Genomic DNA, 24,334 nt, shown 5'->3' with positions numbered 1-24,334 from the left:
ACGAGGTTCGAGATGTCAGATACCCCTACCTACTCAAGACTGGAACTCGATGACCGCGGCATCGCCTGGCTCACGCTGGAGCGCCCCGAGGTCCACAACGCCTTCGACGACAGCCTGATCGCCGAACTCAATGCCCACCTGGAGCGGCTGCACAAGGCCGCCCACCACGGCGAGGTTCGCGCGGTGGTGCTGGGCTCCGAGGGCAAGAGCTTCTCCGCCGGGGCCGACCTCGGCTGGATGAAGCGCATGGTCGAGTATGACTTCGACGGCAACCTCGCCGACTCGCGCAAGCTCTCCGCGCTGATGCACGGGCTCGACACCCTGCCCTGCCCGACCCTGTGCCGCGTGCAGGGCGCGGCCTTCGGCGGCGCCGTGGGCCTGGCCGCCTGCTGCGACCTGGTCGTCGCCTCCGAGAAGGCGAAGTTCTGCCTCTCCGAGGTGAAGATCGGCCTGTCGCCCGCGGTGATCAGCCCCTACGTGCAGCGCGCCATCGGTTCCCGCCAGATGCGCCGCTATGCGCTGACCGCCGAGGTGATGGACGCCACTACTGCCCTGGCCCTGGGCCTGGTGCACCAGGTGGCGGAGCATGATGCATTGGACGCCGCCGTGGAGGCGATCCTCGATATCCTGCTGGGCGGTTCGCCCCAGGCCCAGCGCGCCACCAAGGCGCTGCTCGCCGAGGTCGCCCGCGCGCCCGACAGCCAGGCCACCCGCGAACACACCTGCCGGGTGATCTCCGAACTGCGCGTCAGCGCCGAGGGCCAGGAGGGCCTGGCCAGCTTCTTCGAGAAGCGCCGCCCCGACTGGAATACACCCGCCGATCGTCAACAACAGCAGAACGCCGCGGAGCCCCGCTCATGACCCATGAAGTGAAGAAATTCGATACCCTGCTGGTCGCCAACCGCGGCGAGATCGCCTGCCGGGTGATGCGCACCGCGCGCGCCATGGGCCTGCGCACCGTGGCCGTCTACTCCGACGCCGACGCCAATGCCCGCCACGTGCGCGAGGCCGACGAGGCCGTGCGCCTCGGCCCCGCCGCCGCCCGCGAGAGCTATCTCAAGGTCGAGGCGGTGATCGAGGCGGCACGCCGCACCGGCGCCGGCGCCATCCACCCCGGCTATGGGTTCCTCTCCGAGAATGGCCCCTTCGTGGATGCCCTCGAGAAGGCCGGCATCACCTTCGTCGGCCCGCCCGCCTCGGCCATCGCCGCCATGGGCGACAAATCCGCCGCCAAGGAACGCATGTCCCACGCTGGCGTGCCGCTGGTGCCGGGCTACCACGGCGACGACCAGGACGACGCCCTGCTCAAGGCCGAGTCCGACAAGATCGGCTACCCGGTGCTGCTCAAGGCCAGCGCCGGTGGCGGCGGCAAGGGCATGCGCGTGGTCGAGTCCGCCGAGGGCTTCCAGGCCGCCCTGGACGGCTGCCGCCGCGAGTCCCAGGCCGCCTTCGGCGACCAGCGCATGCTGATCGAGAAGTACCTGACCCAGCCCCGCCACGTGGAGGTCCAGGTGTTCTGCGACAGCCACGGCAACGGCGTCTACCTGTTCGAGCGCGACTGCTCCGTGCAGCGCCGCCACCAGAAGGTGCTCGAGGAGGCCCCGGCGCCCGGCATGAGCCCAGAGCTGCGCCGCGAGATGGGCGAGGCCGCCGTGCGCGCCGCCCGCGAGATCGGCTACGTGGGCGCCGGCACCGTGGAGTTCCTGCTGGATGCCGATGGGTCGTTCTTCTTCATGGAGATGAACACCCGCCTGCAGGTGGAGCACCCGGTCACCGAGATGATCACCGGCCAGGATCTGGTCGAGTGGCAGCTGCGCGTGGCCATGGGCGAGGCACTTCCCCTGGCGCAGGAGGAGTTGACCATCACCGGTCACAGCTTCGAGGCACGCCTCTACGCCGAGGACCCGGAGCAGGACTTCCTGCCCGCCACCGGTGAACTGACCCGCTTCGCCATGGACCTCCAGGGCGCCGGCCTGGATCCCAGCAAGGTGCGCCTGGACAGCGGCGTGGAGACCGGCGACGTGGTCTCCATGCACTACGACCCGATGCTCGCCAAGCTGATCGTCCACGGCGACGACCGCGACCAGGCACTGGCCACCCTCAACCGGGCGCTGGCGGCCCTGGACGTGCAGGGCGTGGTCACCAACCGTGCCTTCCTGCAGCGCCTGGCGACGCATCCATCGTTCAGAAACTGCGAACTCGACACGCGCTTTATCGAGAAGAACGAGGCCACCCTCTTCGCCCCGGTGGAGTACGACATCAACGCCTACGCCGGTGCCGCGCTGATCGGCCTCAACCAGCTGTCCCGCGAGTGCGAGACCGACTCCCCCTGGGATCGCCACGACGGCTTCCGCCTCAACGCTCCGCACACCATCCGTATCGCCCTGTGCCCCACCGGCCAGAACCTGACCAATGCCCAGTCACCGGTTGCCGAGGGCGTGGTGGTGGTCGAGGGCACCCGCGAGACCGACGCCGACCCCTGGCACCTGACCATCGACGGCGAGACCCTCACCGCGCGCCTGCAACACCTGGAAGGCGACGCCGTGGCGGTCACCCTCAACGGCCACCGCCGCCGCCTGCAGGCGCGACGCGACGGCAACGTGGTGGTGATGGTCGACCCGCGCGGCGAGACCCGCCTGTTCTGGCGCCGCATCGACGCCATCGACCACGGCCAGCACGAGGCGGAGTCCACCCTGACCGCCCCCATGCACGGCACCGTGGTGGCACTGCTGGTGGAGCCGGGCCAGAAGGTGGAGAAAGGCATGCCGCTGATGGTCATGGAAGCCATGAAGATGGAGCACACCATGAACGCCCCCGCCGACGGCCAGGTGGCAAGCTTCCATTTCCAGGCCGGTGACACCGTGGGCCAGGGCGACGTGCTGCTCGAGTTCGCCCCGGACGAGTAAGGAGAGAACCATGGCATTTCCCCAACAGGTGCGCCTGGTCGAGGTCGGCCCCCGCGACGGGCTGCAGAACGAGCCCGAGCCGATCAGCACCGCCATCAAGCTGGAGCTGATCGAGCGCCTGGGTGCGGCCGGAATCAGTTACATCGAGGCGGCCAGCTTCGTCTCGCCCAAGTGGGTACCGCAGATGGCCGACCACCGCCAGGTGATGCAGAACCTGGCGCGGCTGGACGGCGTCACCTACGCGGCGCTGACCCCCAACCTCAAGGGGCTGGAAGCGGCCCTCGAGTGCGGGGTCGAGGAGGTCGCCGTGTTCGGCGCCGCCTCCGAGGCCTTCTCCCAGAAGAACATCAACTGCTCCGTGGCTGAGTCCCTGGCCCGCTTCGAGCCGGTGCTCGAGCGCGCACAGGCAGCCGGCGTGCGGGTGCGCGGCTACGTCTCCTGCGTGCTGGGCTGCCCCTACGAGGGCGAGATCGCCCCGGCCAAGGTGGCCGAGGTAGCAAAGGCGCTCTATGAGATGGGCTGCTACGAGGTGTCGCTCGGCGACACCATCGGCGTGGGCACCCCACTCAAGGCCAAGCGCATGATCGAGGCGGTGAGCCGCGAGGTGCCCATGGCCCAGCTCGCCGCCCACTTCCACGACACCTACGGCCAGGCGCTGGCCAACCTCTACGCGGTACTGGAGGAAGGCATCGCAGTGGTGGACAGCTCCGTCGCCGGCCTGGGCGGCTGCCCCTACGCCAAGGGCGCCTCCGGTAACGTGGCAAGCGAAGACGTGGTCTACCTGCTCAACGGCCTCGGTATCGAGACCGGTATCGACCTCGACGCCCTCGCCGCCACCGGCACCTGGATCACCCAGGCCATCGGCCGGCCCAACCGCTCCAAGGTGGGGGTGGCACTGGCCAGCCGCTGACGGCAGGCAGGCTCAGCGCCCTGCCCTTCAAACGACTTCTGTCCTTGCCCCCGGTATGTCGCTCATGCCGGGGGGCTTTTTGTGTTGGGTTCGTTGGCTACAACGAAAAGCCCCCGAGCCAGGTGAGTGACTCGGGGGTGTTCGTATTAGATAACGCCGCCAACACGCGCAGCTTTGTAGTGGAGGCGAAGCCGCAGCGAAAAAGCTGTCGCTGTACAGCCTGGCTATATTTCTTGGAACTCGAGGCTGTAGTACTCCAGATTTTTCTTCGCTTTCCAGACATCTAGATAGCCTGTAGAGGACGCGTGACCACCTAGGACACTCTTTTTTTCGAAGTCTGACCTAAGGCCAAATAAGCAATTGTTGATGCTGCTAGATGATAACTTCATCAAATACACTACATTGGGATTACGACTTAATTTTACCAACTGCATCGAAGTGGATAGCCGCTCAGCATCATTTTGGATTTCCAAAAGGTCAATGACAACTCGACCTGTAACAAAATCGATCATAGAGTAATCTGCAGACACAATTCGGTCTTTAACCCGCCCATTGGGTATAAGATCAATACTTTCAAGAACTACTCGGTCTGCCTGCTCTAACCTAAGGACCACTCGGTGCTCTTGCTCATAAATCCATTCGTCACTTTTTTGCATAAATACTTCATAGAGTATTCTATCAGCACCTTCCACTGAGATATTTGAGTAGTCATAGTCGAATTTATCGTTTCTGTACCTTAGCCCTTTCCTGTAGGAAACCGGCTTAGGAGTTCCATGGAACGGTGAGTACTCCTCGCACCAAGAGGAATTTATTAAAGTGTCTGCTCTGAAAAGGTTTTGAAAAATGGAACCATTACCAAGGGTAGACACTACACCTACAGCAAGCCCCTTGTGCTCATTGGCGTAATGAGCCCACATCAATAGATTTTCTTTGTTTTCGGAAAAGCATATAACACCGATATTATGCATCCGCATTTCGATATACTGAGAAAAGCTCAAATTGCCGAATTCTGGATCTTGTGCCATTGAATCGTCGAAATGGCTGGCTAGCTCTTCCAAACTTTCCCGACAGAATGAAGCCTCGAACGGGTCATTCAAAACTGCGGGCTGAGATAGTCGAATGAACCCATCACTGAAGAGGTCTCTGGGCTCACTCATATACTTAAATAATTGCTTCAATATTGGCCCCAGCGGCGAAAGATATAACGCCTCGTTAAGCGGCGTGGAATAGTTGCCTAAAATTTGCGAGGCACGAGTGCGAGCCAACTATTCCACGTCCGTTTAAACAACTTGTTAGACTAATTACGCATTAGCTAACTCTGATCTAACTTGGAATAACCATGACTCAAAACACTCTTTTTCTAATCTATCTAAATGATCAAAGTATTCAGACATTCCACCATTACCTAAGGGCCAAATTATTACCCAACATCCAAAAATAACACCTATACCAAGGTCTGATTGATTGCCCCCTAGTTCAACCCATGCAAATGGGTACTCATCAATTTGATTTGTGATAAAAGGTACAGGGCTAGGTCTTAGGTAGTATAAGGTAGCTCCATACAAGTCATAAGGTGGTTCATCATTGAAGATGTGGTTTATTGCGGCATTATTAACTTTTACACCACGCTCACTATCCAGAAATTTTTTAGACAAAGGCCGTTCATCCTTTGCCATGGCATGTAAAGCACGCCACGCAACAGATATAGAGAACTTATTAAGCATTGATTTCTCGTTGTTCGAGCACACATATTTACCCACATGAAAAGGAGCACCTGACACCCTAACGTTGTCTAAGGTATCTATATCTAACTTATCCCAACTTGCCATGTCGTCAACTTTATCAGGCATAATGAAGGGTGCAATATCTCTTTCCACTTTTGCACCTAAATCATTATCACACTTTTTACACATGAGATAAGGCTTTGGGAGATCTTGCTTTGGTAAATCTTCTCTACCTCCCCATTTAAATTTAAACTTTTTGTTACCTTTATTATCAGGCTCGCCAGTTAAACGCTTTCTAACAAAGTTTGGAACAATGTGGCTTTTCGCAAGTTTTTCTTTCTCTTCACCACAAGCAATACAGATCATATTAAAGCCTATTTTTCATTTGCCTAACGCCCGGCTCACGCGCCGGTTTGGAGCCGCGAAGCGGCGTAAAATCGGTCGCTGTGCAGCCGATTGTTAGGCACCCGGAGCCTGATCATCAGCCTCTTCACTCTCGGTGCCTGCCTGTCGTTGTCGTGCGTTCCAAAATGTATTGAATACAATCTTCAACATGAGCCACCAAGCATAGATCGAATATGTCGACTGAGCTTGATCAACGCCGATTAGTCCATGGGCTAGTTCGTTTCGAAGGTTCGGCCCAAATGGGTCGCAGAATAGAGCCTTAATTTCAAAAGCCATATCATCACCAAAGATTACCTTGACGGCGTCACTCTCCATCAATGTACTCAGACCGTTTTCATTTTCTATGCCGTTTTTATCGAGGTTAGTGGTTTGAACACCAGCCTGTTTCAAATGACATCTAACCAGATGCTCCAACTGAGGAACTAAGATGTGCAGCGCGGTAATAAAATCGTTATCGAATCCCGCATATAGCGCCTTACCGACGATTTGCTCTCGCCCAGAGGGTATCAATGGGGATTGCCTAGCCAGCATGACAAAATCTCGCTCCCGAACTGGGTGTTCGAGTCTGACAATTTCCAAGGCAGGCCAGATATCACCCTGAACGACAATTCCTAACTCCATAATGTAATGCTTGACGGTTTCGGCCCACAAAGCACTTTCTTCGGCATCGGTTGAACCAAAGTCGACTCCAGATCTTTTAGCAATCACGCGGCCATCAGCAGACATGTGAGTTGCCGCGAACAAAGCCTGCAAAGGGTGTTGCGCCATCAACTCCCGTGAGAACTCGCGGATTTTTTCGACTTTTGCCCCCCGGTAGATATTGGCCAAGGCCAGAAGGGCATCTAATGGAGGCTTGCCCCGAACAGCTCTCCTCGCGTTTTGAACCAATTCTGAAATATCAACTGGCTCAGACGAAATCACTCCCATTTCCTCTAGCGACCGCTCTCCCGCCTTATTCAACTCGGTCCGAAGTTCTGCGATTCGCGCATCGACATTGTGAGCTTCACGGTAGGCCTTTGGTACCGCCCTATATTTTTGGATAGCGTTTTCATAAAAACTCGCTGCTACCATATGACTTGGCGCTGAATCACTAGACTGCCTGCCGATAGCTTCATTTGCCCAAGCTTCGGCACAGAATACCGTCATTTCAGCCGCTTTTTCATGGTTTCCCGCACGGGTATGCCACTGTTCCGCCCCCTCGAAAAGGTCGCGGGAGCGTTGAATATTCCCAGATTCGGCATATGTTTTTGCTAATGCTTCAAGATGTGAAGCCACATATTGATGGCGATCTTTTCCGAGACGATGCTTATCCAGCAAATCAGAAATCCAAATTGGCAGGTAGCCGTCATCAACGGTAGATCCTAAAAGCCCTTTCAAGAGTGCTTGCTCTATCTCTTGGAGTCGATCTCCGGCACCAGCTCTAAGCATAAGACACAGCTGTATCGCTCGATCCCAGCATTCACGTCCGTCTCTAACCCAGCTCTCAGTTGTAATTGGAATGTGCTTATACGCGTCTATGGCAGCCGTAGCAGCTTGCGGGTCTCGTGGCTTAGCGACGAGCCAGACCAAGTCAGCGATCCTAGCTTTAAGCTTAAGATCACCTAGTTCACAATATATGGATGAAAGGAAGGCAATCTCATCGTCTCCCAAATCTTCTGGTAACGCTGAGCGTTTACCATCCATGACCATGAAAGGCTTAAAAGGCTCGTTGATACTTCCCGCCTTTAACATCATTGAGCAGGCATCTGCGAGAAGCCACAGAACGCGCCCTTGTTCTGGCCTGCCGCCATCCACGGCCTCGCGTGCTGCTGTCGATAGAGATTGCCACATGGATGAGTAGTCTTCTCGGGCAGCTGCACCGAGTGCTTCACCCCAACGCGATGATTCAAAGGCTTCTCGTGTGATTGGTGTGTCTGCCGGATAGCGTGTCAATTTGGTTCCTCCTTAAATGAGACTGCCTAACGCCTGCAGCACGCGCGCCCATGGCATGGAGCAGAAGGCGCAATGTAATGGGCGTCGCCGTGCCTGCATTGGTTAGGCAAGTAGCTTGAGCAATCGCTGATACTCTTCATCAGATACCTTGTTCTTAAGCACCCTTATGGGTGTTTCTTCCACAAGCTGTCTTAGTGTTTTATTGGTCTGTTCATTGAACTTCTCATCGCCCAAGGCATCAACTCGCTTGTTTGCCTCTTCGCTGAGAGACCTGAACTCGGCGAGGCATTTCGTCGCAGAAGTCTCGACTAATTCAAAATACTCGCGAACAGTGGGGATCTCGAACCAACCACCTAGCTCCTTTAGAGGGTCAGTCAGATCTTGAGCCAAGCGCACGGGCTCTGGACCCAAGTAGCTCTCAGGGTAAATACCAGCGATTGCCAACATCAAATCGCCTACCCAGTGGTGAAAATATGCGAGCTTTTCGCCCAATCCGTTCGAGATAAATTTTTCATTGTTCATGATAGGCAGAAAGCTACCTTGCTCAAAATGGAAACCATATATTTCGCCTAGTTGCTTTCGCAAAACTTCTAATGTCGCCTTCTTCTTACGAAACCATTCTTCGCCGTAGAGATGCTGCAACTCCTCGAAAGTGAGCAATTGAATGTTTGTATACCTAACAGCTTCATATGCTCCAGTCTGGAAGCCTTTTTTACTCACTATGTAACCGGTGCTGGCGCCAGCACCCTCCATCACCGTTTTAAAGCCATGGACAACATCTTGGTGCACTCGGCTGTCCCAATGTTTACACTCGACTAAATAGATTTGGTTGTGGCTGGCTAACGGATCTTTGATGAAAACGTCGACTTCTTTTTTGCCACGACCAGCCAGGTCAACGGTCTTCTCCACTTCTGTTTCGTAGCCCATTTCATCAAACAACTGGCACACTTTGGACTGGAGATCTTGCCAGCCTTCGACCTTATCTACAGTGGTAAACATATTCCCTCGATTGCCTAACTATTCAGCATTTATCCGCCGTGCGGAGCATGGCGGATAAATGCCTGTTGGACTAAGCCGCCCATCAGGCTGCTAAGCAGCTTCTATAGGGTATTGTATCGGCAGGAGTGCGGCCTGGAGCATCAAGTCGCGTGCATTCGGAGCTGTTGTGACGCGTTCGGGCAGTATTTCTGGTCATGATCTCGGTCCCCTACTCGCCCAATTTATCCCAACGTAACGCGCCGGCTGGTCAAAAGCCATCACCGGGACGAGCGACGCCGCGACCCGCATGCGGGCCGGATCGCCGAGTCCGTTGTCTGGCCGAGTCCGTTGTGTGTCTGGCGTTACCTCATGCTCGATAGCGTTGCCCCCTGTGGTTGGATGGTCGGCCGAGTGTGGGTCGCCGAGGTGCGAGGGTCCCGATTACCCGCAGCGTCGGTCGCCTGCAATGCGGGCAGGTGTAGGGTGGATCCTTGTCGCTGGCGGTAGTAGCGGTATCCGGCTCCATCTCAACGACCGCCAACGCCTGGCGGATCTGTGCCAGGCGTCGTCGCCGGCAGCGATTGGCCAGAAAGCCGTAGTGACGGACCCGCATCAGCCCCTTGGGCAGGACATGGAGCAGGAAGCGGCGCACGAACTCCTCGCCAGCGAGGACGAGCGGCTTGTGTCGGTCGCGGTCGCGGTAGTCCTTGTAGCGCAGGGTCACCTGGTGGTCGTCCACGGCGAGGATGCGGGCGTTGCTGATGGCGATCCGGCGTGTGTAGCGCGCCAGGTAGCGCACCACCGTCTCGGTGTGGTCGAGACAATCCTTGCTGTAGATCACCCACTCCGTCGCCATCAGGGCGTTGAGCTGGTCATCGACGTCGCCGGGCCGGGTGACCCGGTGGAGTTCGCCGGCAGTAGCGGCCTGGCGCAGGCCACTGACCAGGTGCCCGCGAAAGTGGCGTGACAGGGCCCGGACCGGAAACAGGTAGTGGCTGCGCGCCTCTCGCCAGATGCCGTCGTCGCCCAGCGCACCGCCGGGTACCAGGCAGTGCAGGTGCACATGCTGGCTCAGGTTCTGGCCCCAGGTATGAAGCACTGCACTCATGCCCATCTCGCCGCCGAGACGCTTGGGATCGTGACCGAAGGTGTGCAGCGTCTGCCAGGCGCTCTGGAACAGCCGCCGGTAGATCACCTCGGGGTGAAGCTGGACCCAGCCGTTAAGGGTGTGCGGCAGGGTGAACACGACGTGGTAATAGCGCACGGGCAGGATGTTCGCCTGCTGACGCTCGGCCCACTGGTGCATGGCGCGGCCCTGGCACTGCGGGCAGTGGCGATCACGACAGCCGAAGTAGTGCGGCTGGGTGTGGTCGCAGTCCGAGCACTGCAAGACCGTCCCGCCCATCGCTTCGGTGCGACAGGCGAGCAGATGGCGGCACACACGTTGGCGCTGGAGATCGAGGCCGGCCGGGTTGAGAAAGCGGGTCAGAACCTGTTGAAGGGTGGCGGACTCAGTCATGGCCCACCTCCAGGCCGGCCACCAGGTCGATGTGGCCCTGACTCGCCCCTTGCTGGCCCGGCAGCCAGTGCAGGTAGCGCATCGTCGACTGGATGCTGCGGTGGCCCAGCAGCCGCTGGAGCTGATGGACGGGCATGCCCTGCTCCAGAACATGCGTGGCATAGGCATGGCGCAGGCTGTGGATGCCACCGACCCGCTCGACCCCGGCCAAGCGCTTGGCCTGGGTAAAGGCCTTCTGCGGTGCGCTCGGATGCAGCGCGCGATCCGGAAACAGCGCGCTCGGGAATAGCCATGTCGCCGGCCGATAGGCGCGCCAGTAGTCGCGCAAGCGATCGAGCAGGGTCGCCGATAGCAGGACCATGCGATCCTTCGCGCCCTTGCCCTGGGCGACACGCAGCTGGCCACGTTGGCTGTCGATGTCACTAACCCGCAGGTGGCAGACCTCGCTGACGCGCAGTCCGCAGCCGTAGCACAGTTCGAGCATCATGCGATGCTTGGCGTTGTGGCAGGCGGCCAGGATCCGCCGGACGTCGTCGCGGGTCAGTAGTTCCGGAATTCGCTGCGGTGTCTTCGGCACCACCGGCGATACCTCAACCGACGGCCAGTGCAACACCTGCAAGTAGAGGAACCGCACGCCGTGCAAGTAGACGCGGCAGCTGGCGGGGGACAAACCGCGCTCCTGGACCAGATGATTGAAGAAGCGTTGCAGGTCGTCGGTGCTCAAGGTGTCCGGCGGACGGTGGAAATAGCGCGCCAGGTCCGTGATCACCGTCAAGTAGGTAGTGTGGGTGCGTTGCGCGAAGCCATGCTGCCGCATGGCCTCGATCATCGTCTGTCGCAAGGCAGTCATCGTCGTCACTCCTGTTCATTGACCCAACTGGGTCAATGAACAGTGTGGTTCGATGAGGCGAAAGACAGGATTCGGCGACAGCTACCGCGAAGCGGTTTAGTTCAACCGGTATTAGACAGCGCGCTCGTTCATTGACTTGAACGAGCATGCGTGTTCAAAAATCTTATCAGCGCAACCTTTCTTCAGCTAACCCTCTGATTTAATGATGCCCGAAGAAAAACTTGGCCACCTATACCGAATTCGCGCGCTTGCGCGTTTTGCCAGCGCCAATTACTGTATGTACATCCATGCATCGAGTGTGGGTCGTGTGGGTTCGCTATTTCATTCGCTTCCACGGAGTCCGGCATCCCGCCGGCATGGGCGGCGCGGAGGTACGCGCCTTCCTGGAACATTTGGCAGTGGAACGCCGGGTAGCGGCGGCCACGCAGAATCAGGCGCTGAATGCCCTTGTGTTTCTCTATCGGCACGTACTCGACCAGCCCTTGGGAGATATCGGAGAGTTCTCACGTGCCAAGCGCCCTCGCCGGCTTCCGGTGGTGCTTTCTCACGAGGATGTCATGCGCGTGTTGAGCCATCTGTCCGGCCCCATGCACCTGATGGCCACCTTGATGTATGGCTCAGGGCTGCGGCTCATCGAAACGTGCCGATTACGTGTCCGCGATATCGACTTCGACCGCCAGATCATCACAGTGAGAGCCGGCAAGGGCGACAAGGACCGAACCACCCTCCTCCCGGCGATCAGCATTCCCGCCCTACAGCACAGCATCACCGTGGCCGAACATCAGCTTGACGATCGACTGATACATGGGAGCGTGCCGGTGACACTGCCCCACGCGCTCGATCGCAAGTACCCCAATGCCGGTGTCTCCCTGGCCTGGCAGTGGCTCTTCCCCGCCAGCCGCCCTTGCTTCGACGATGCCGGCAAGGTGGTGCTGCACCATATCCATCCATCGGCGGTGCAGAGAGCGGTCAGGCACGCCATGCGTGCTGCTTCACTTACCCGTCCAGGCTCTTGCCATACCCTGAGGCACAGCTTCGCCACTCAGCTGCTGAACCAGGGCACGGATATCCGCACGGTACAGGAGTTGCTGGGCCATAAGAGCGTAGAAACGACTCAGATCTATACCCATGTATTGGGCAAGGGCTTTGCGGGAGTGCGTAGCCCTCTCGGGTGAGCGTGGTTATCTCAAGTGCCAAGGACACCGGGCACGCTACCGCCCTACCCGGCAAGTCGCGATGGCTCCCTGCCATCCCTGCGGTAGTCCCTGCGTTGCGTGTAGTGGCATATCGCCTGGCCGTCTAAGCGACCTTAACCAATCAGCGTATGCGACGAAGACGATGGATGCCACACCCGATTGGTCGCTGTGGTGGCAAGGCCCCCGAGCCAGGTGAATGACTCGGGGGCCTTGATTGGGCGGTCAACACTCAGCAGCGGCGGCGGCACGCAGCGCCGCCTGCTGCATGCCGTTGTCAGGCCGACGGGTTCTCGCCACGAACCGCCGCTTCGATCACGGCGATGTTGATTTTCTGCATCGTCATCATGGCATCGAACGCCCGCTTGGCGGCGGCGCGGTCGGGGCTGGTGTAGGCCCTGGTCAGCGCGATGGGGGTAATCTGCCAGGCGACGCCCCACCTGTCCTTGCACCAGCCGCACTCGCTCTCCTGGCCGCCGTTGCCGACGATGGCCTTCCAGTAGCGATCGGTCTCGGCCTGGTCCTTGGTGGCTACCTGGAACGAGAACGCCTCGTTGTGCTGGATGCCCGGCCCACCGTTCAGCCCCAGGCAGGGTATCCCCATCACGGTGAATTCGACGGTCAAGACGTCACCCTGCTTGCCCGCTGGGTAGTCTCCCGGTGCGCGATGTACCGCGCCGACGGAGGAATCGGGAAAGGTACTGGCGTAGAACCTCGCCGCCTCCTCGGCATCGCGCTCGTACCACAGGCAAATCGTGTTCTTGGCAATCGTGGTCATAGGCGCCTCCATCAGGGTTCCAGGTCGAGTACCGCCCCGGTCGCTTCCCTCCAGGGACAAGGCCGCGGCCGAGTGGCCGACGCCGATTCACCCTTGAGTTCTACCGGGACCTCTCACCCCGTAGTCGCGTGAGGAAGGCCCAGATCGACAACCGGCGAGGATTTTTCAATGGTGGCCGATCCGACGGGGATTCGCCGGCATGCGATATGACTACGGGGTCACGAGTGCCTCCTCCACCGCCTGTTCGGCGTGGATGGCGGTAGTGTCGAAGAGGGGAACGTCCGTATCGCCGGACTGGATCAGCAGCCCGACCTCCGTGCAGCCGAGGATGACACCCTGAGCGCCCTGCCCGGCCAGCGAAGCCACGATCTCGAGATAGGCGGCCCTGGAGTCGGCGCGGATCTCGCCGCGGCATAGCTCCTCGTAGATGACGGCGTGCACCCGGTCGCGCTGGGCGGCGTCGGGAATCAGCACCCGGATGCCCTGCGCCTCAAGGCGCTCGCGGTAGAAGGTTTGCTCCATGGTGAAGCGGGTGCCGAGCAGCCCCACCCGGGTCACGCCCTGTCGGTGCAGCTCCCGGGCGGTGGCATCGGCGATATGCAGCAGGGGAATCGCCACGGCCTGCTCGAGCTGCGGGGCGACCTTGTGCATGGTGTTGGTGCACAGCACCAGGAAGTCGGCGCCGGCCGCCTCCAGGGAGCGGGCCGCCGCGCCGAGAATCTGCGCCGTGGCCGCCCAGTCGCCGCGGCGCTGCAGCGCCTCGATCTCGGCGAAGTCCACGCTGTAGAGCACCAGCCGGGCGGAGTGCAGCCCGCCCAGGCGCGCCTTCACCCCCTGGTTGATGAGCCGGTAGTAGGTCTGGGTCGATTCCCAGCTCATGCCGCCGATCAGCCCTATCGTCTTCATCTCCCCTCCTCTTACCCCAGGATAAAGATCACGCAGGCGGCGGTGAGCGCCCCCATCACGCCGTTGAAGATTCGCCAGGCGCGCGGCGTGTCGAGCCAGCGGCCGATGGCCATGCCGAAGCCCGCCCAGAGCGCGATGCAGGGCAGCGCCACCAGTTCGGCGAACCCGGCCAGCAGCAAGGCGTTGACCAGGGTATTGCCCTCGCCGGGCAGGAAGCCCGCCATCAGCGCCAGCCCCATCACCCAGGCCTTGGGGTTGGCGAACTGGAAGGCCGCCGCCTGCCAGAAGCCTAGCGGACGCCCCTCGCCGCGCCGGCGCAGATCCGGCGGCGGCGCCGTGGCGATGCGCCAGGCCAAATAGAGCAGGTAGCCGCTGCCCACTACCCGCAGGAGCGTCTGCACCAGCGGGTAGCGCTCGAAGAGCAGGCCCAGCCCCAGGGCGATACCGGCGAACAGCAGAAAGCAGCCACCCAGGATGCCGAGCATGTGCGGCAGGGTGCGCAGGAAGCCGAAGTTGGCCCCGGAGGCGGTGAGCATCACGTTGTTGGGGCCGGGCGTGATGGTCATGGAGATCATGTAGAGGGCCGCCGGCCCCAGGAAAGCCACCGCTTCCAGCATATTGCACCCATACAATTTCGGCGTTATTGTCGATACAGCCCGTGAATTTTCAGCTTAACGGGCGCAATTCTTGCGTCAAAGGTTTTATTGTCACCATGACAATCTGGACTCCCAAGCTCGATGCCTCGGGCCCCCGCTACCGCGCCATCGCCGAGGCGATCGCCCGGGCCATCCAGGCCGGCGAGCTGGCCCCGGGCGAGAAGCTCCCGCCCCAGCGCCGCCTGGCCGATGCCCTGGGCGTGACCGTGGGCACGGTGTCACGCGCCTATGCCGAGGCCGAGCGTCAGGGCTCGGTGTCGGCGCGGGTCGGCAGCGGGACCTATGTGCGCGGCGCCGAGCAGGCCACCGCCGCCCCCTTCCTCGCCACCGCCTCGGCAGAGGACGAGGACCTGATCGATCTCAGCCTCAGCCTGCCCCCGCCCCACCCATTGCGCGCCGCCCTGCTGGGCCAGGCGCTCGCCGGGATCGCCGAGGATCGCGAGGTGCTGGAACGCGCCGTGGCCTATCAGCCGGAGCGCGGCCTGGCGGGGCATCGCGAGCGCCTCGCTGCCTGGATGACCCGCCTGGGCATGCCGGTTTCGGCGGAGGAGCTGGTGATCACCCAGGGGGGCCAGCACGGCATCGACCTGACGCTGCGCGCGCTGACGCGACCCGGCGAGCGCATCGCCGCCGATGCCCTCACCTACCCCGGGCTGATCGGTGCCGCCCGCCAGGCGCATCTCAAGACGCTGGCCGTGCCCATGGACGATGAGGGCATGGACATGGAGGCCCTGGCACGACTCTGTGCCCAGCAGCCGCCTCGGCTGGTCTACGTCACGCCGGACCAGAACAACCCCACCGGCGCCGTGCTCAGCGAGGCACGGCGCGAGCGCCTCGCCGAGCTGGCCCGGCGGCACGAGTTCTGGATCCTCGAGGATGGCGTTCAGTACCTCCCGGAAGCCGAGCGCGGCACCCCGCTGTACCGGCTGGCACCGGAACGCACCCTGTTCGCCTTCAGTACCGCCAAGGTGCTGGCCGGGGGGCTGCGCATCGGCGCCCTGAGAGTGCCGGAAGCGCTGCAGGCCCGGCTGGGCGCGGCGCTGCGTGCCCAGAGCTGGATGGTCCCGCCGCTGATGGTGGAGGCCGTGTGTCGATGCGTGGAGAGCGCCGATGCCGAGCGCCTGCTGGCCTGGCAGATCGACGAACAGGCCGAGCGCCAGCGCCTGGCGCGCCGGTGGCTGGCGGACTTCGCCCCGACAGGGCGCCCCCACGGCAACAACCTCTGGCTGACGCTGCCGGAGGGGCTGCGCGCCGCCGAGCTGCTCGCCGCCCTGGAGGAGTGCGGGGTGCGCCTGACCGGCCCGGAACCCTTCTGCGTGGGCAGCGAGCCGGCGCCCCAAGCGGTGCGGCTGTGCCTGGGCGGGGCCCGCTCGCGGGAGGCGCTGGAAGCGGCACTCAAGGCGGTGACCGAGACCCTGCAGGCGCCCCCACCGATCCCCTGGCGCACGCTCTGATCGCCGCCGGATGACCCCGGCGAGGGCCCGCCCGTGGCAGCACCACAACGCAAGGCCCCCGAGCCGGGTGAGTGACTCGGGGGCCTTGTGGCGTTACGTTCAATGGGAGTGCCCGCCAGGGGCCGCGTCGGCATCGCCGCCTTCATGCGGCCCGGCGCGATATGCGTCCGTTCACCAGGAGCCGCCATGATCGCCGTCATCTTCGAAGTCGAGCCCCACCCCGACCAGCGCGACCACTACCTCGATATCGCCGCCGGCCTGCGCCCGCTGCTGGAGGAGATCGATGGCTTCATCTCCATCGAGCGCTTCGAGAGCCTGGCCCAGCCGGGCAAGCTGCTCTCGCTCTCCTTCTGGCGCGACGAGGCGGCCATTGCCGAATGGCGACGGGTGGAGCGCCACCGCGCCGCCCAGGCCAAGGGCCGCCAGGAGGTCTTCGCCGACTACCGCCTGCGCGTGGCCGGGGTGATCCGCGACTACGGCCTGCACGACCGCGAGCAGGCGCCGGCCGACAGCCGCGAGCGGCACGAAGGGATATCGCGCTGACCCAGCGGGGAGAGGGGATGCTGGGAGTTCTCAGAGAATCGCGTGTCCAGGCGTTCTTTCTTTCAGGCCGCCACGAGCCTCTTCACCTTGAGTTCATCGCGATGCTGTTCGGCGTGCCAGAGCTCGTATTGGGACTGCTGGTTCAGCCAGCTCTCGGCCGAGGTATCGAAGGCAATGGAGAGGCGAATCGCCATCTCGGGGCTGATACCCGCCTTGCCATTCAGCACGGCGCTCAGCGTTTTACGGCTCACGCCCAATGCCTCTGCCGCCGCCGTGACGGAAAGGCCCAGCGGCTCGAGGCAGAGCTCTCGCAATACCTCACCGGGATGGGGGGGATTGTGCATCAACATGGCGGCACCTCAGTGGTAGTCCTCGTAGTTCACTATCTCGGCGTCTCCGTCCACGAACCGGAAGGTCACACGCCAGTTGCCGCTGACGGTGACCGACCAGATGCTGGCCCGATTTCCTGATAGCTCATGCAACCGGAGTCCAGGCAGGTCCATGTCCTTGGCATCCGATGCGGCATGGAGGCGGCCGAGGATGAGTCGGAGCCTCTTGGCATGTGCTGGCTGAATGCCGGCTTTGCTGCCAGTTTTGAAGAACTTGGCCAGGCCCTTGTGTTTGAAGCTCCGTATCATCCGCCAAGTGTACCCTGTAACGTATCAGGTAGCAAAAGCCAGATGCTCAACTATCCACCCCTCGTCGATCACCACCAGGCGGTCAAGCATGGCGATGATGGTGAGCCGCGGAGCGGCGGCTAGGTCCGCGACGGCGAGCCCAACGCCGAGCGGCGCCGTTTCGTCCGGTACATATCGCTATCGGCATGGCTCAGCAGGGAATCGGCATCTGTCCCGTCGTCGGGATAGCAGGCCACGCCGATACTGCAGGACGGCGTGATCCCGCCAAGGTCTGCATCGAACGGCTCGGTCATGACCTGGAGTATCTGCTCCACCTTCCGGGACACAGCATCCGCCGAGTGAATATCCGTCAGCAACACGGTGAACTCGTCGCCGCCCATCCGGGCCACCGTATCCGTTGCCCGCACGCAGCCCGCCAGCCGTCGCGCCACCGAACAGATCACACGATCCCCCACGGCATGACCGTGGACATCATTGATCAACTTGAAATCATCGAGATCCAGAAATAACAGGGCCACACCGCTCCGGTGGCGGTGCGCCGCATGAAGTGCGGACTCCAGGCGATCATAGAACAGCGTCCGGTTGGTCAGCCCTGTCAGCGGGTCATGATGGGCGAGGTGGCGTAATTCGTCCTCGGCCTGCCTGAGCGCCGTCACGTTCCGGGCGACACCGATCCGAACCCCCTCCTCCTCGACCCAGTGCGCCGACCACAGGATGTGGACGATGCCGCCATCCTTGCGGAGGTAGCGGTTACGGAAATCGATATGGGGCTTACCCTCCATGACCCGCACAATGGAGGCCCGGGTGGCCTCCAGGTCGTCAGGATGCATGTAGTCGATGATCGGGGTGCCGATCAGCTCGTCGGCCCGGTAGCCCAGCAGCGTCTCACAGGCATCGCTCACGAAGACAATCTGGTGGTCCCTGTCGACCACGAAGACCGTGTCCAGCATCAGGTTGATCAGCTTGGGAAAGAGGGCCTTCAGGTCAACGGGCATAGGTCTGGAGAATCCGATTCATGAGGGGCGATGGCAGCCCGCAGCATAGCACCGCCCCGCTCCGGGTGACCGGCGTCATCCCTGCCAGATGGCCGCCTGGCGTCAACGCAACGCCCCGAGCGGGCGGGTCGACCGGCTCGGGGCTCTGTGGGTGTTGCGGCCACGCTCGCCACCGGACATGATGTCTGAAACTGCAGTTTCAGGAACCGGCATGGCCAGATCATCCCAGGAGCGCTCCTTTCTCGCCCGAGTGCGCAACGCACTGCCCACGCTTCACCCTGCCGAGCGCCGCCTTGGCGAGTTCGTCTGCGACTTTCCCGGCGAGCTCGCCAGCTACGATGCCCAGGAGCTGGCGAAGTTCGCCAGCGTCTCCAAGGCGACGGTATCGCGCTTCGTGCGCCGGCTGGGCTACGACAGCTACGAGGCAGCGCGCAAGCATGCCCGCGAAGAACAGGCCACCGGCTCCCGGCTGTTCCTGCCCGCCTCGGCACTCGAGCCGAGCGAACGCTCCCTGGCGCTCAACCTCGACCAGGGCAAGGTCAATCTGGATCGCACCTTTTCCGCCATTACCCAGACGCAGGTGGACGAGGTCGCCCGGGCCATCCTCGCAGCGCGCAAGACCTGGGTGATCGGCTTTCGCGCCAGCCATCCCTTCGCCGACTACCTGCGCTGGCAGCTGACCCAGGTGGTCGAACAGGTCGTCAGCCTGCCCGGCGGTGGCGAAACCCTGGGCGAGCACCTGGTCAGCGTTCGCGACAATGACTGCATGGTCGTGTTCGGCCTGCGCCGCCGGGTAGCCATCACCGAGCAGATCCTCGCCCAGGCCCGTGAGAGCGGCACCCGGGTGCTCTATATCACCGACGAGGGGCTCGACCCCGACCCCACCGTCACCTGGCACTTCCGCTGCTGCACCCTGGCCGCAGGCCCACTCTTCAACCACACCGCCGTCATGGCGCTCTGCCATCTGCTGGCCATGCGCACCATCGAGCTGGCCGGCGAGGCCTCCCGGGGCCGCCTGCGCCGGATCGAGGTGCTCAACGACCGGCTGGAAGAGCTCTAGGCTCTGCCCGAAAACTGGCTGCGCTCGGCCATACGGCGTTAAAAATAGTCTCAAACTACTCATTTACAGCCCGTAAACTCCGTCTTTTCGCCGATTTTTGCCTTGTCTGACCTTCGCTCGCCGACTTTTCAGACACAGCCAAGCCGCGCAGCCCCTTCTTGGCGCACGGCGCTACCATTCTGCACACTTTTTGGGCATGACAACCGTCATCTGCGCTCCCGGCAGCTACGTGCTTTTGGGGTTAATCGGCTGAATTCAAACTGAAACTGCAGTTTCTTTCCATGGATGGCATGAAACTTGGATCACTCAGGGTGGCTGCCGATCAGACCCCTGACGGTGGGCCGAGACCGCCACCAGGCGCCTTTCGGAGCGGGAATGCCGGACGAGGTGCCACCGATGACAGGATCACGATCATGCTGAAACGTACCGCTCTGGTGACCGCCATCACCGCCACGCTGATGACATCCGCCGTCCACTCAAGCCCGCTGTCGCTCAAGGTGCTGGGACAGCCCGCCGGCTCGGGCCTGATCGCCCAGCAGAAGGAGGCGCCCTTCTTCAGCTCCCTGGCCGAGCACACCGGCCTGGACGTCAACGTGCAGTATCTGCCGGTCGACGTGGCGGGCATTCCGGATACCGACGGGCTGCGCGTCCTGCGCTCCGGACTGTTCGACATCGTCTCCCTGCGCGGCCCTCAGGTCAGCCGCGACGAGCCCTCGATCCTCGGGCTGGACCTGATCGGCCTCAATACCAGTTTCGCCGCCGGGCGCGAGAACGTGGCCGCCTTCTACGACTACGTGGACAGCCGCCTGCAGGATCGCTTCAACGCCAAGCTGCTGGGCACCTGGCCGGCTGGCCCGCAGGTGATTTTCTGCCGCGGCGAGATCGGCGGGCTCGACGACCTGCAGGGCAAGCGCGTGCGAGTCGGCGACCAGAGCGCCGCCAACTTCGTCGGGCAGCTGGGGGCCACCGGTATCTCGATGCCCTTCGGCGACGTTCAGCAGTCGCTCTCCCGCGGCGTGATCGACTGCGCCATCACCGGCCCCGCCTCGGCCAACTCGGGCGGCTGGCCCGAAGCCACCACCACGGTGCTGCCGATCGCCCTGCAGCTCGCCATCAACGGCTATGCCATCAACCTCGACACCTGGAACGGTCTCACCGACGAGCAGCAGACCCAGCTGGAAGCGGCCATCGCCCAACTGAGCGACGACATCTGGGACTACTCCGAAGAACTCTATGAAGATGCCATGCGCTGCAACGCCGGTGAAACGCCCTGTGAGTTCGGCACCTCCTATTCGCTGACCGAAGTGCCGGTATCCGAGGAGGACCTGGCGAAAGTGGCCGCCGCGGTGGAAGAGGTCTCCCTGCCGATCTGGGCGACCCAGTGCAACGCCGTCGCCGCGGACTGCGAGGCCGTGTGGCGCGAGACCGTTGGTCAGCAGCTGGGCCTCTGAGCCCCGGGAGTCGACGATGAACATCTATGCCCGCTGTCTCGGGATTCTGTTCGGCGCGATGATGCTCCTGCTGGCCCTGTTTATCACGGTGGAAACCCTGATTCGCAAGGCATTCTCGATGTCGCTTGGCGGAGTCGATGAACTGGGGGGGTATGCCATCGCCATCGCCGCACCGCTGGCGTTCTGCGTGGCCATGGTCGAGCAGTCGCATATCCGCATCAATTTGCTGCATATGCGCTTTCCCACCTCCGTTCAGGCCGTGCTCAATGCGCTGGCAGCCCTCTCGCTGGGGCTGCTGGCGGCCTTCCTGCTCTACTTCACCATCCTCACCGTGCATGACACCCAACTCTACCGCTCCATCGCCCAGACGCCCCGGGCGACGCCGCTGATCTATCCCCAGTCGGTGTGGCTGGTGGCCATGGCCGCCTTCACCCTAGCCGCCGCGGTGCTCTCCGTGCAGGCTCTGGGGCTCCTCTTGCGCCGCGACTGGGCGGCGCTCAACCGTCGCTTCGGCCCCAGCTCGACCCAGGACGAACTGGAAGCGGAGCTGGATAACCTGAAGCATCGTGACCAGCAACTCGGCGAACAGCATCGCGAAGGAGGCCAATCATGAGCATTCCCCTGATCGCCGCGGCGTTCTTCATCATGCTCGGCCTGATGCTGCTGAGCATCCCGGTGGCCGTCGCGATCCTCTTCGTCGGGGTGATCGGCGGCTACCTGATGCACGGCTTCCCGCTGGTGGACATGATGGGGGGCGTGGTCTGGAGCAGCCTCAACAGCCCCTCCATGCTGGCGATTCCACTGTTCATGCTGCTCGGCGAACTCCTGCTGCGTGGCGGCATCGCCGACCGCATGTACGCCGCCCTCTCGGTGTGGTTCAACCGCCTGCCGGGCGGGCTGTTGCACACCAACATCGCCACCTGCACGCTGTTCTCCGCCACCTCAGGCTCCTCGGTGGCTACCGCCGCCACCGTGGGCACCATTTCGCTGCCGGCGCTGCAGAAATATCGCTACCCGGTGCGCCCCTCCCTCGGCTCGCTGGCCGCCGGCGGCACCCTGGGCATCCTGATTCCGCCCAGCATCAACCTGCTGGTCTACGGCCAACTGGCCAACACCTCGGTCAGCCAGCTGTTTGCCGCAGGGCTGTTCCCGGGTATCACCCTGGCCCTGCTGTTCTCGCTCTATCTGTTCCTGGCGCACGGCAAGGCGGGCAAGGATTCGCTGGTCGAGGTGAACCTGCCCCTGAGCGAGAAGCTCGCCCTGTCGCGCCATCTGATCCCCCCGTTCGTGATCTTCGGCGTGGTGATGGGCAGCATCTACGGCGGGGTGGCCACGCCCACCGAGTCCGCCGCCATCGGGGTGATGATCGCCCTGGGGTTCATCGTGTTCGGCGGCAAGCTGAATCTCGATCTGCTGGTGCAGTGCTCGCTGCACGCCGCCAAGACCACCGGCATGGTGATCATCGTGCTGATGTGCGCCCTGCTGCTCAACGTGACCCTCTCCATGCTCGGCGTGACCCAGGCGCTGACCCAGTGGGTGGCCAGTTTCGGCCTGACCCAGGTAGGACTGCTGCTGGTGCTGCTGCTGTTCTATGTGGTGCTCGGCACCTTCATGGACGCCATGTCGATGCTGGTGCTGACGGTGCCGATCACCGTGCCGATGGTGATGGCCGTGGGCGTGGACCCCATCTGGTTCGGCATCTTCATCGTGTTGATGTGCGAGATCGCCCTGATCACCCCGCCGGTCGGCATGAACCTGTTCGTGGTGCAGGGCGTGCGCAAGGATGGCGGCAGCTTCAACGACGTCATCTGGGGCTCGCTGCCCTTCGTGGTGATCATGGCGCTGTTCACCCTCGCCATCATGATCTGGCCGCAGATCGTGATGTGGCTCCCCGACCTGCTGGCGGGGCGCTGATGATCTCTCAACATGGAGCCAACACGCGGTCTGCGCCCCGTCGCGTGCTGGCCATCAACCCCAACACCAACTCAACCGTCACCCGTCGCGCCCGCGAGGTACTGCAGGCCCTCGCCCCGCCCGGCGTGGTGGTCGAGGTGGAAAGCCCGCCTCATGGGCCCCATGCGGTGGAAACCGAGCAGGACAAGGCCTGCGCCACGCGCCAGGTGCTGGCGCTGGTCCGCGCCCGGATGGACCGGGGCTACGCCGGCTATATCCTCGCCTGCTTCGACGACATCGCCGTCGCCGAGGCCCGCGCCCTGACCGGTGCCCCGGTGATCAGCCTTGCCGAAGCGGGCATCCGCGACGCCCACGCCACCGGCGGCCCCTTCGCAGTGATCACCACCTTCGAAGAGGCCGTGGCGACCATCGAGTCGCTCTGCGCCAGCTACGGCCTGCACGAGCGCTGCACGGTCATGGCCACCGGCATCGGCGTCAACGACACGGCCGCCCGGACACCCCAGGCCGAAGCGCGGCTGGAGGAGCTCTGCGAACAGGTCCGAGCCGAGGGGGCCCGCGCCATCGTGCTGGGCTCCGGGGCCTTTGCCGGACGAGCCGGTGAGCTCACGGCGCGTCACGGCATGGCGGTGATGGACGGGTTCGCCGAGGCGCTGACGTTCGTGCTGCGCCACTCCGAGGGAGGCAGCGGCGCATAATCCGGGTCACCCCTCGCGCCAACACAAAGCCCCGAACCGACGCAGTGCCGGATCGGGGCTTTGTGTGTGGGGGGGGATTATCGATGCCTTGGTTCGGATCCGCCCCGTATCCGTCAAGCGAGATGGTGAAGCTCTCGACGCGGTCTCGTGTCATCATTCCTCCTAGTCGATTTTGCAGTAACACCCAATAGTCGAACGGTGAAAGAGAAAATCGACAGACCATCGCGGAGATTGCTACGGGGCGTCATTTCGATGCCAGGTGCCTAAAACGCTCCGGTTCAGCGGCGGGCCGCGCAGCGGACCGTCCGCTGCAACCGGTTGTTAGACTGCTGTGCGCCGTCGGGCAAGACGAGCTACGGCGAGGAACAGGACCAGCCACACAACGGTCCGGAGGGTAATCGCGCGAAGGCTGTCTACCGCAACGGCCGCACCGCTGAAGTAGAGAACAATGATGCTCGCCAGCACGAGGAGATTGAGTACGAAGATCGCGCCTGCAGCGTACCGGCCCCAGGTGAGGCTGCGACAGATTGTGGCACCGGCCGCCAAGTAGGCTGCGCCCATCGCGGTGTTGTAGACAAGCAGCGGCCGAAACACCTCGTACCCCGGGTCAGAACCCAAAAGGACTCGGACGCCAGCAAAGAGCGTTGTGACGCCAAACACAGCCGCGACAGCTGCCCCGAGGTTCTGCATGAAACGGGGCGTCGGAGTGATTTTCATACCTTGACCTTCTCGTCGTGCGCCGGCGCCGGCTCCAGTCGTGCCACTGCGATACCGAGCCATGCGAACGCAGTGGTCATCGAGATTGCCCCGATCAGCACGAACCCAAC

Annotated in this window: 24 protein-coding genes; 11 read left to right on the top strand and 13 right to left on the bottom strand. The window is 62.2% G+C overall.

Going from position 1 to position 24,334, the window contains the following annotated elements:
* Positions 1-12: 12 nt before the first annotated feature.
* From ACM26W_RS08910 to ACM26W_RS08900, 3 genes are read left to right on the top strand one after another with little or no spacing between them, the layout of a single operon-like run.
* On the top strand, positions 13-861 hold the full coding sequence (locus tag ACM26W_RS08910) for an enoyl-CoA hydratase-related protein (RefSeq protein ID WP_416140476.1): 849 nt from the start codon (positions 13-15) through the stop codon (positions 859-861).
* Positions 858-2,906, top strand: a complete 2,049-nt coding sequence (locus ACM26W_RS08905; protein ID WP_416140475.1) for an acetyl/propionyl/methylcrotonyl-CoA carboxylase subunit alpha — start codon at positions 858-860, stop codon at positions 2,904-2,906. The genes ACM26W_RS08910 and ACM26W_RS08905 overlap by 4 nt, the downstream gene beginning before the upstream one ends.
* Positions 2,907-2,916: 10 nt before the next feature.
* Entirely contained in the window at positions 2,917-3,816 is a 900-nt protein-coding gene (locus ACM26W_RS08900; RefSeq protein WP_416140474.1) for a hydroxymethylglutaryl-CoA lyase, read from the top strand.
* A 224-nt stretch (positions 3,817-4,040) separates the two neighbouring features.
* Here the strand turns inward: ACM26W_RS08900 and ACM26W_RS08895 are convergent, their stop codons facing one another.
* From ACM26W_RS08895 to ACM26W_RS08870, 6 genes are all read right to left on the bottom strand, one after another.
* Positions 4,041-5,081, bottom strand: a complete 1,041-nt coding sequence (locus tag ACM26W_RS08895) for a DUF2971 domain-containing protein (RefSeq protein ID WP_416140473.1) — start codon at positions 5,079-5,081, stop codon at positions 4,041-4,043.
* A 36-nt stretch (positions 5,082-5,117) separates the two neighbouring features.
* Positions 5,118-5,906, bottom strand: a complete 789-nt coding sequence (locus ACM26W_RS08890) for a hypothetical protein (RefSeq protein WP_416140472.1) — start codon at positions 5,904-5,906, stop codon at positions 5,118-5,120.
* A gap of 93 nt (positions 5,907-5,999) precedes the next feature.
* Entirely contained in the window at positions 6,000-7,877 is a 1,878-nt protein-coding gene (locus tag ACM26W_RS08885) for a DUF4209 domain-containing protein (RefSeq protein WP_416140471.1), read from the bottom strand.
* Positions 7,878-7,979: 102 nt separating this feature from the next.
* Positions 7,980-8,876 carry a restriction endonuclease gene (locus ACM26W_RS08880; RefSeq protein ID WP_416140470.1) on the bottom strand — a complete coding sequence of 299 codons (897 nt, stop codon included), beginning with the start codon at positions 8,874-8,876 and terminating at the stop codon, positions 7,980-7,982.
* A 346-nt stretch (positions 8,877-9,222) separates the two neighbouring features.
* Positions 9,223-10,374, bottom strand: coding sequence for an IS91 family transposase (locus tag ACM26W_RS08875; RefSeq protein WP_416140469.1), 1,152 nt, complete (start codon positions 10,372-10,374; stop codon positions 9,223-9,225).
* Complete coding sequence (locus tag ACM26W_RS08870) at positions 10,367-11,224, bottom strand: tyrosine-type recombinase/integrase (RefSeq protein WP_416140468.1); 858 nt, start codon at positions 11,222-11,224, stop codon at positions 10,367-10,369. Before ACM26W_RS08870 ends, ACM26W_RS08875 begins: the two co-directional genes overlap by 8 nt.
* Before the next feature lie 221 nt (positions 11,225-11,445).
* Here ACM26W_RS08870 and ACM26W_RS08865 point away from each other — a divergent pair, with 221 nt between their 5' ends.
* The gene (locus tag ACM26W_RS08865) at positions 11,446-12,399 is read left to right on the top strand and encodes an integron integrase (protein WP_416140467.1); all 954 of its coding nucleotides are present in this window, start codon (positions 11,446-11,448) and stop codon (positions 12,397-12,399) included.
* A 295-nt stretch (positions 12,400-12,694) separates the two neighbouring features.
* Here ACM26W_RS08865 and ACM26W_RS08860 read toward each other — a convergent pair whose 3' ends face one another.
* The 3 genes from ACM26W_RS08860 to ACM26W_RS08850 all read right to left on the bottom strand — a co-directional run bounded on the left by ACM26W_RS08860 (position 12,695) and on the right by ACM26W_RS08850 (position 14,718).
* Entirely contained in the window at positions 12,695-13,195 is a 501-nt protein-coding gene (locus tag ACM26W_RS08860; protein WP_416140466.1) for a VOC family protein, read from the bottom strand.
* Positions 13,196-13,405: 210 nt separating this feature from the next.
* Entirely contained in the window at positions 13,406-14,101 is a 696-nt protein-coding gene (locus ACM26W_RS08855) for an aspartate/glutamate racemase family protein (RefSeq protein WP_416140465.1), read from the bottom strand.
* 11 nt (positions 14,102-14,112) lie between these two features.
* Positions 14,113-14,718: a LysE family translocator gene (locus ACM26W_RS08850; RefSeq protein WP_416140464.1), complete on the bottom strand. Its 606-nt coding sequence runs from the start codon at positions 14,716-14,718 to the stop codon at positions 14,113-14,115.
* Positions 14,719-14,813: 95 nt separating this feature from the next.
* On the opposite strand from ACM26W_RS08850, the gene ACM26W_RS08845 reads away from it, so the two are divergent.
* Both ACM26W_RS08845 and ACM26W_RS08840 read left to right on the top strand, forming a co-directional pair.
* A complete protein-coding gene (locus ACM26W_RS08845; RefSeq protein ID WP_416140463.1) occupies positions 14,814-16,211 on the top strand; it encodes a PLP-dependent aminotransferase family protein in 1,398 nt (465 codons plus the stop codon).
* A gap of 186 nt (positions 16,212-16,397) precedes the next feature.
* On the top strand, positions 16,398-16,754 hold the full coding sequence (locus ACM26W_RS08840) for an antibiotic biosynthesis monooxygenase family protein (RefSeq protein WP_416140462.1): 357 nt from the start codon (positions 16,398-16,400) through the stop codon (positions 16,752-16,754).
* Between the two features lie 62 nt (positions 16,755-16,816).
* Here ACM26W_RS08840 and ACM26W_RS08835 read toward each other — a convergent pair whose 3' ends face one another.
* From ACM26W_RS08835 to ACM26W_RS08825, 3 genes are all read right to left on the bottom strand, one after another.
* Positions 16,817-17,104, bottom strand: a complete 288-nt coding sequence (locus tag ACM26W_RS08835) for a HigA family addiction module antitoxin (RefSeq protein ID WP_416140461.1) — start codon at positions 17,102-17,104, stop codon at positions 16,817-16,819.
* A 9-nt stretch (positions 17,105-17,113) separates the two neighbouring features.
* On the bottom strand, positions 17,114-17,392 hold the full coding sequence (locus ACM26W_RS08830; protein WP_416140460.1) for a type II toxin-antitoxin system RelE/ParE family toxin: 279 nt from the start codon (positions 17,390-17,392) through the stop codon (positions 17,114-17,116).
* Positions 17,393-17,511: 119 nt separating this feature from the next.
* Positions 17,512-18,387 (bottom strand): diguanylate cyclase domain-containing protein, encoded by an 876-nt coding sequence (locus tag ACM26W_RS08825; RefSeq protein WP_416140459.1) that lies wholly within the window; start codon positions 18,385-18,387, stop codon positions 17,512-17,514.
* Between the two features lie 211 nt (positions 18,388-18,598).
* Between ACM26W_RS08825 and ACM26W_RS08820 the strand changes: the two genes are divergently transcribed.
* From ACM26W_RS08820 to ACM26W_RS08800, 5 genes are all read left to right on the top strand, one after another.
* Positions 18,599-19,447, top strand: a complete 849-nt coding sequence (locus ACM26W_RS08820; RefSeq protein ID WP_416140458.1) for a MurR/RpiR family transcriptional regulator — start codon at positions 18,599-18,601, stop codon at positions 19,445-19,447.
* Between the two features lie 413 nt (positions 19,448-19,860).
* Positions 19,861-20,898: a TRAP transporter substrate-binding protein gene (locus ACM26W_RS08815; RefSeq protein ID WP_416140457.1), complete on the top strand. Its 1,038-nt coding sequence runs from the start codon at positions 19,861-19,863 to the stop codon at positions 20,896-20,898.
* Between the two features lie 16 nt (positions 20,899-20,914).
* Positions 20,915-21,511 (top strand): TRAP transporter small permease subunit, encoded by a 597-nt coding sequence (locus tag ACM26W_RS08810; protein WP_416140456.1) that lies wholly within the window; start codon positions 20,915-20,917, stop codon positions 21,509-21,511.
* Positions 21,508-22,812 carry a TRAP transporter large permease gene (locus ACM26W_RS08805; RefSeq protein WP_416140455.1) on the top strand — a complete coding sequence of 435 codons (1,305 nt, stop codon included), beginning with the start codon at positions 21,508-21,510 and terminating at the stop codon, positions 22,810-22,812. Before ACM26W_RS08810 ends, ACM26W_RS08805 begins: the two co-directional genes overlap by 4 nt.
* On the top strand, positions 22,812-23,507 hold the full coding sequence (locus ACM26W_RS08800; protein WP_416140454.1) for an aspartate/glutamate racemase family protein: 696 nt from the start codon (positions 22,812-22,814) through the stop codon (positions 23,505-23,507). Before ACM26W_RS08805 ends, ACM26W_RS08800 begins: the two co-directional genes overlap by 1 nt.
* 321 nt (positions 23,508-23,828) lie before the next feature.
* On the opposite strand, the gene ACM26W_RS08795 is transcribed toward ACM26W_RS08800, so the two are convergent.
* On the bottom strand, positions 23,829-24,224 hold the full coding sequence (locus tag ACM26W_RS08795) for a hypothetical protein (protein ID WP_416140453.1): 396 nt from the start codon (positions 24,222-24,224) through the stop codon (positions 23,829-23,831).
* Positions 24,225-24,334 lie beyond the last annotated feature (110 nt).

This window comes from Halomonas sp. HK25, from assembly GCF_047795635.1.
Lineage (GTDB): Bacteria > Pseudomonadota > Gammaproteobacteria > Pseudomonadales > Halomonadaceae > Halomonas.
Note: the sequence above shows the minus strand (reverse complement) of the source record. Positions and strands in the feature narration are given on the sequence as shown.

Coding starts and splice junctions, on each gene's coding strand:
- ACM26W_RS08840 (WP_416140462.1), top strand. CDS start 16,398: ATGATCGCCGTCATCTTCGAAGTCGAGCCCCACCCCGACCAGCGCGAC.
- ACM26W_RS08905 (WP_416140475.1), top strand. CDS start 858: ATGACCCATGAAGTGAAGAAATTCGATACCCTGCTGGTCGCCAACCGC.
- ACM26W_RS08805 (WP_416140455.1), top strand. CDS start 21,508: ATGAGCATTCCCCTGATCGCCGCGGCGTTCTTCATCATGCTCGGCCTG.
- ACM26W_RS08910 (WP_416140476.1), top strand. CDS start 13: ATGTCAGATACCCCTACCTACTCAAGACTGGAACTCGATGACCGCGGC.
- ACM26W_RS08825 (WP_416140459.1), bottom strand. CDS start 18,387: ATGCCCGTTGACCTGAAGGCCCTCTTTCCCAAGCTGATCAACCTGATG.
- ACM26W_RS08820 (WP_416140458.1), top strand. CDS start 18,599: ATGGCCAGATCATCCCAGGAGCGCTCCTTTCTCGCCCGAGTGCGCAAC.
- ACM26W_RS08815 (WP_416140457.1), top strand. CDS start 19,861: ATGCTGAAACGTACCGCTCTGGTGACCGCCATCACCGCCACGCTGATG.
- ACM26W_RS08880 (WP_416140470.1), bottom strand. CDS start 8,876: ATGTTTACCACTGTAGATAAGGTCGAAGGCTGGCAAGATCTCCAGTCC.
- ACM26W_RS08875 (WP_416140469.1), bottom strand. CDS start 10,374: ATGACTGAGTCCGCCACCCTTCAACAGGTTCTGACCCGCTTTCTCAAC.
- ACM26W_RS08795 (WP_416140453.1), bottom strand. CDS start 24,224: ATGAAAATCACTCCGACGCCCCGTTTCATGCAGAACCTCGGGGCAGCT.
- ACM26W_RS08900 (WP_416140474.1), top strand. CDS start 2,917: ATGGCATTTCCCCAACAGGTGCGCCTGGTCGAGGTCGGCCCCCGCGAC.
- ACM26W_RS08870 (WP_416140468.1), bottom strand. CDS start 11,224: ATGACTGCCTTGCGACAGACGATGATCGAGGCCATGCGGCAGCATGGC.
- ACM26W_RS08860 (WP_416140466.1), bottom strand. CDS start 13,195: ATGACCACGATTGCCAAGAACACGATTTGCCTGTGGTACGAGCGCGAT.
- ACM26W_RS08845 (WP_416140463.1), top strand. CDS start 14,814: ATGACAATCTGGACTCCCAAGCTCGATGCCTCGGGCCCCCGCTACCGC.
- ACM26W_RS08890 (WP_416140472.1), bottom strand. CDS start 5,906: ATGATCTGTATTGCTTGTGGTGAAGAGAAAGAAAAACTTGCGAAAAGC.
- ACM26W_RS08830 (WP_416140460.1), bottom strand. CDS start 17,392: ATGATACGGAGCTTCAAACACAAGGGCCTGGCCAAGTTCTTCAAAACT.
- ACM26W_RS08800 (WP_416140454.1), top strand. CDS start 22,812: ATGATCTCTCAACATGGAGCCAACACGCGGTCTGCGCCCCGTCGCGTG.
- ACM26W_RS08810 (WP_416140456.1), top strand. CDS start 20,915: ATGAACATCTATGCCCGCTGTCTCGGGATTCTGTTCGGCGCGATGATG.
- ACM26W_RS08835 (WP_416140461.1), bottom strand. CDS start 17,104: ATGTTGATGCACAATCCCCCCCATCCCGGTGAGGTATTGCGAGAGCTC.
- ACM26W_RS08850 (WP_416140464.1), bottom strand. CDS start 14,718: ATGCTGGAAGCGGTGGCTTTCCTGGGGCCGGCGGCCCTCTACATGATC.
- ACM26W_RS08855 (WP_416140465.1), bottom strand. CDS start 14,101: ATGAAGACGATAGGGCTGATCGGCGGCATGAGCTGGGAATCGACCCAG.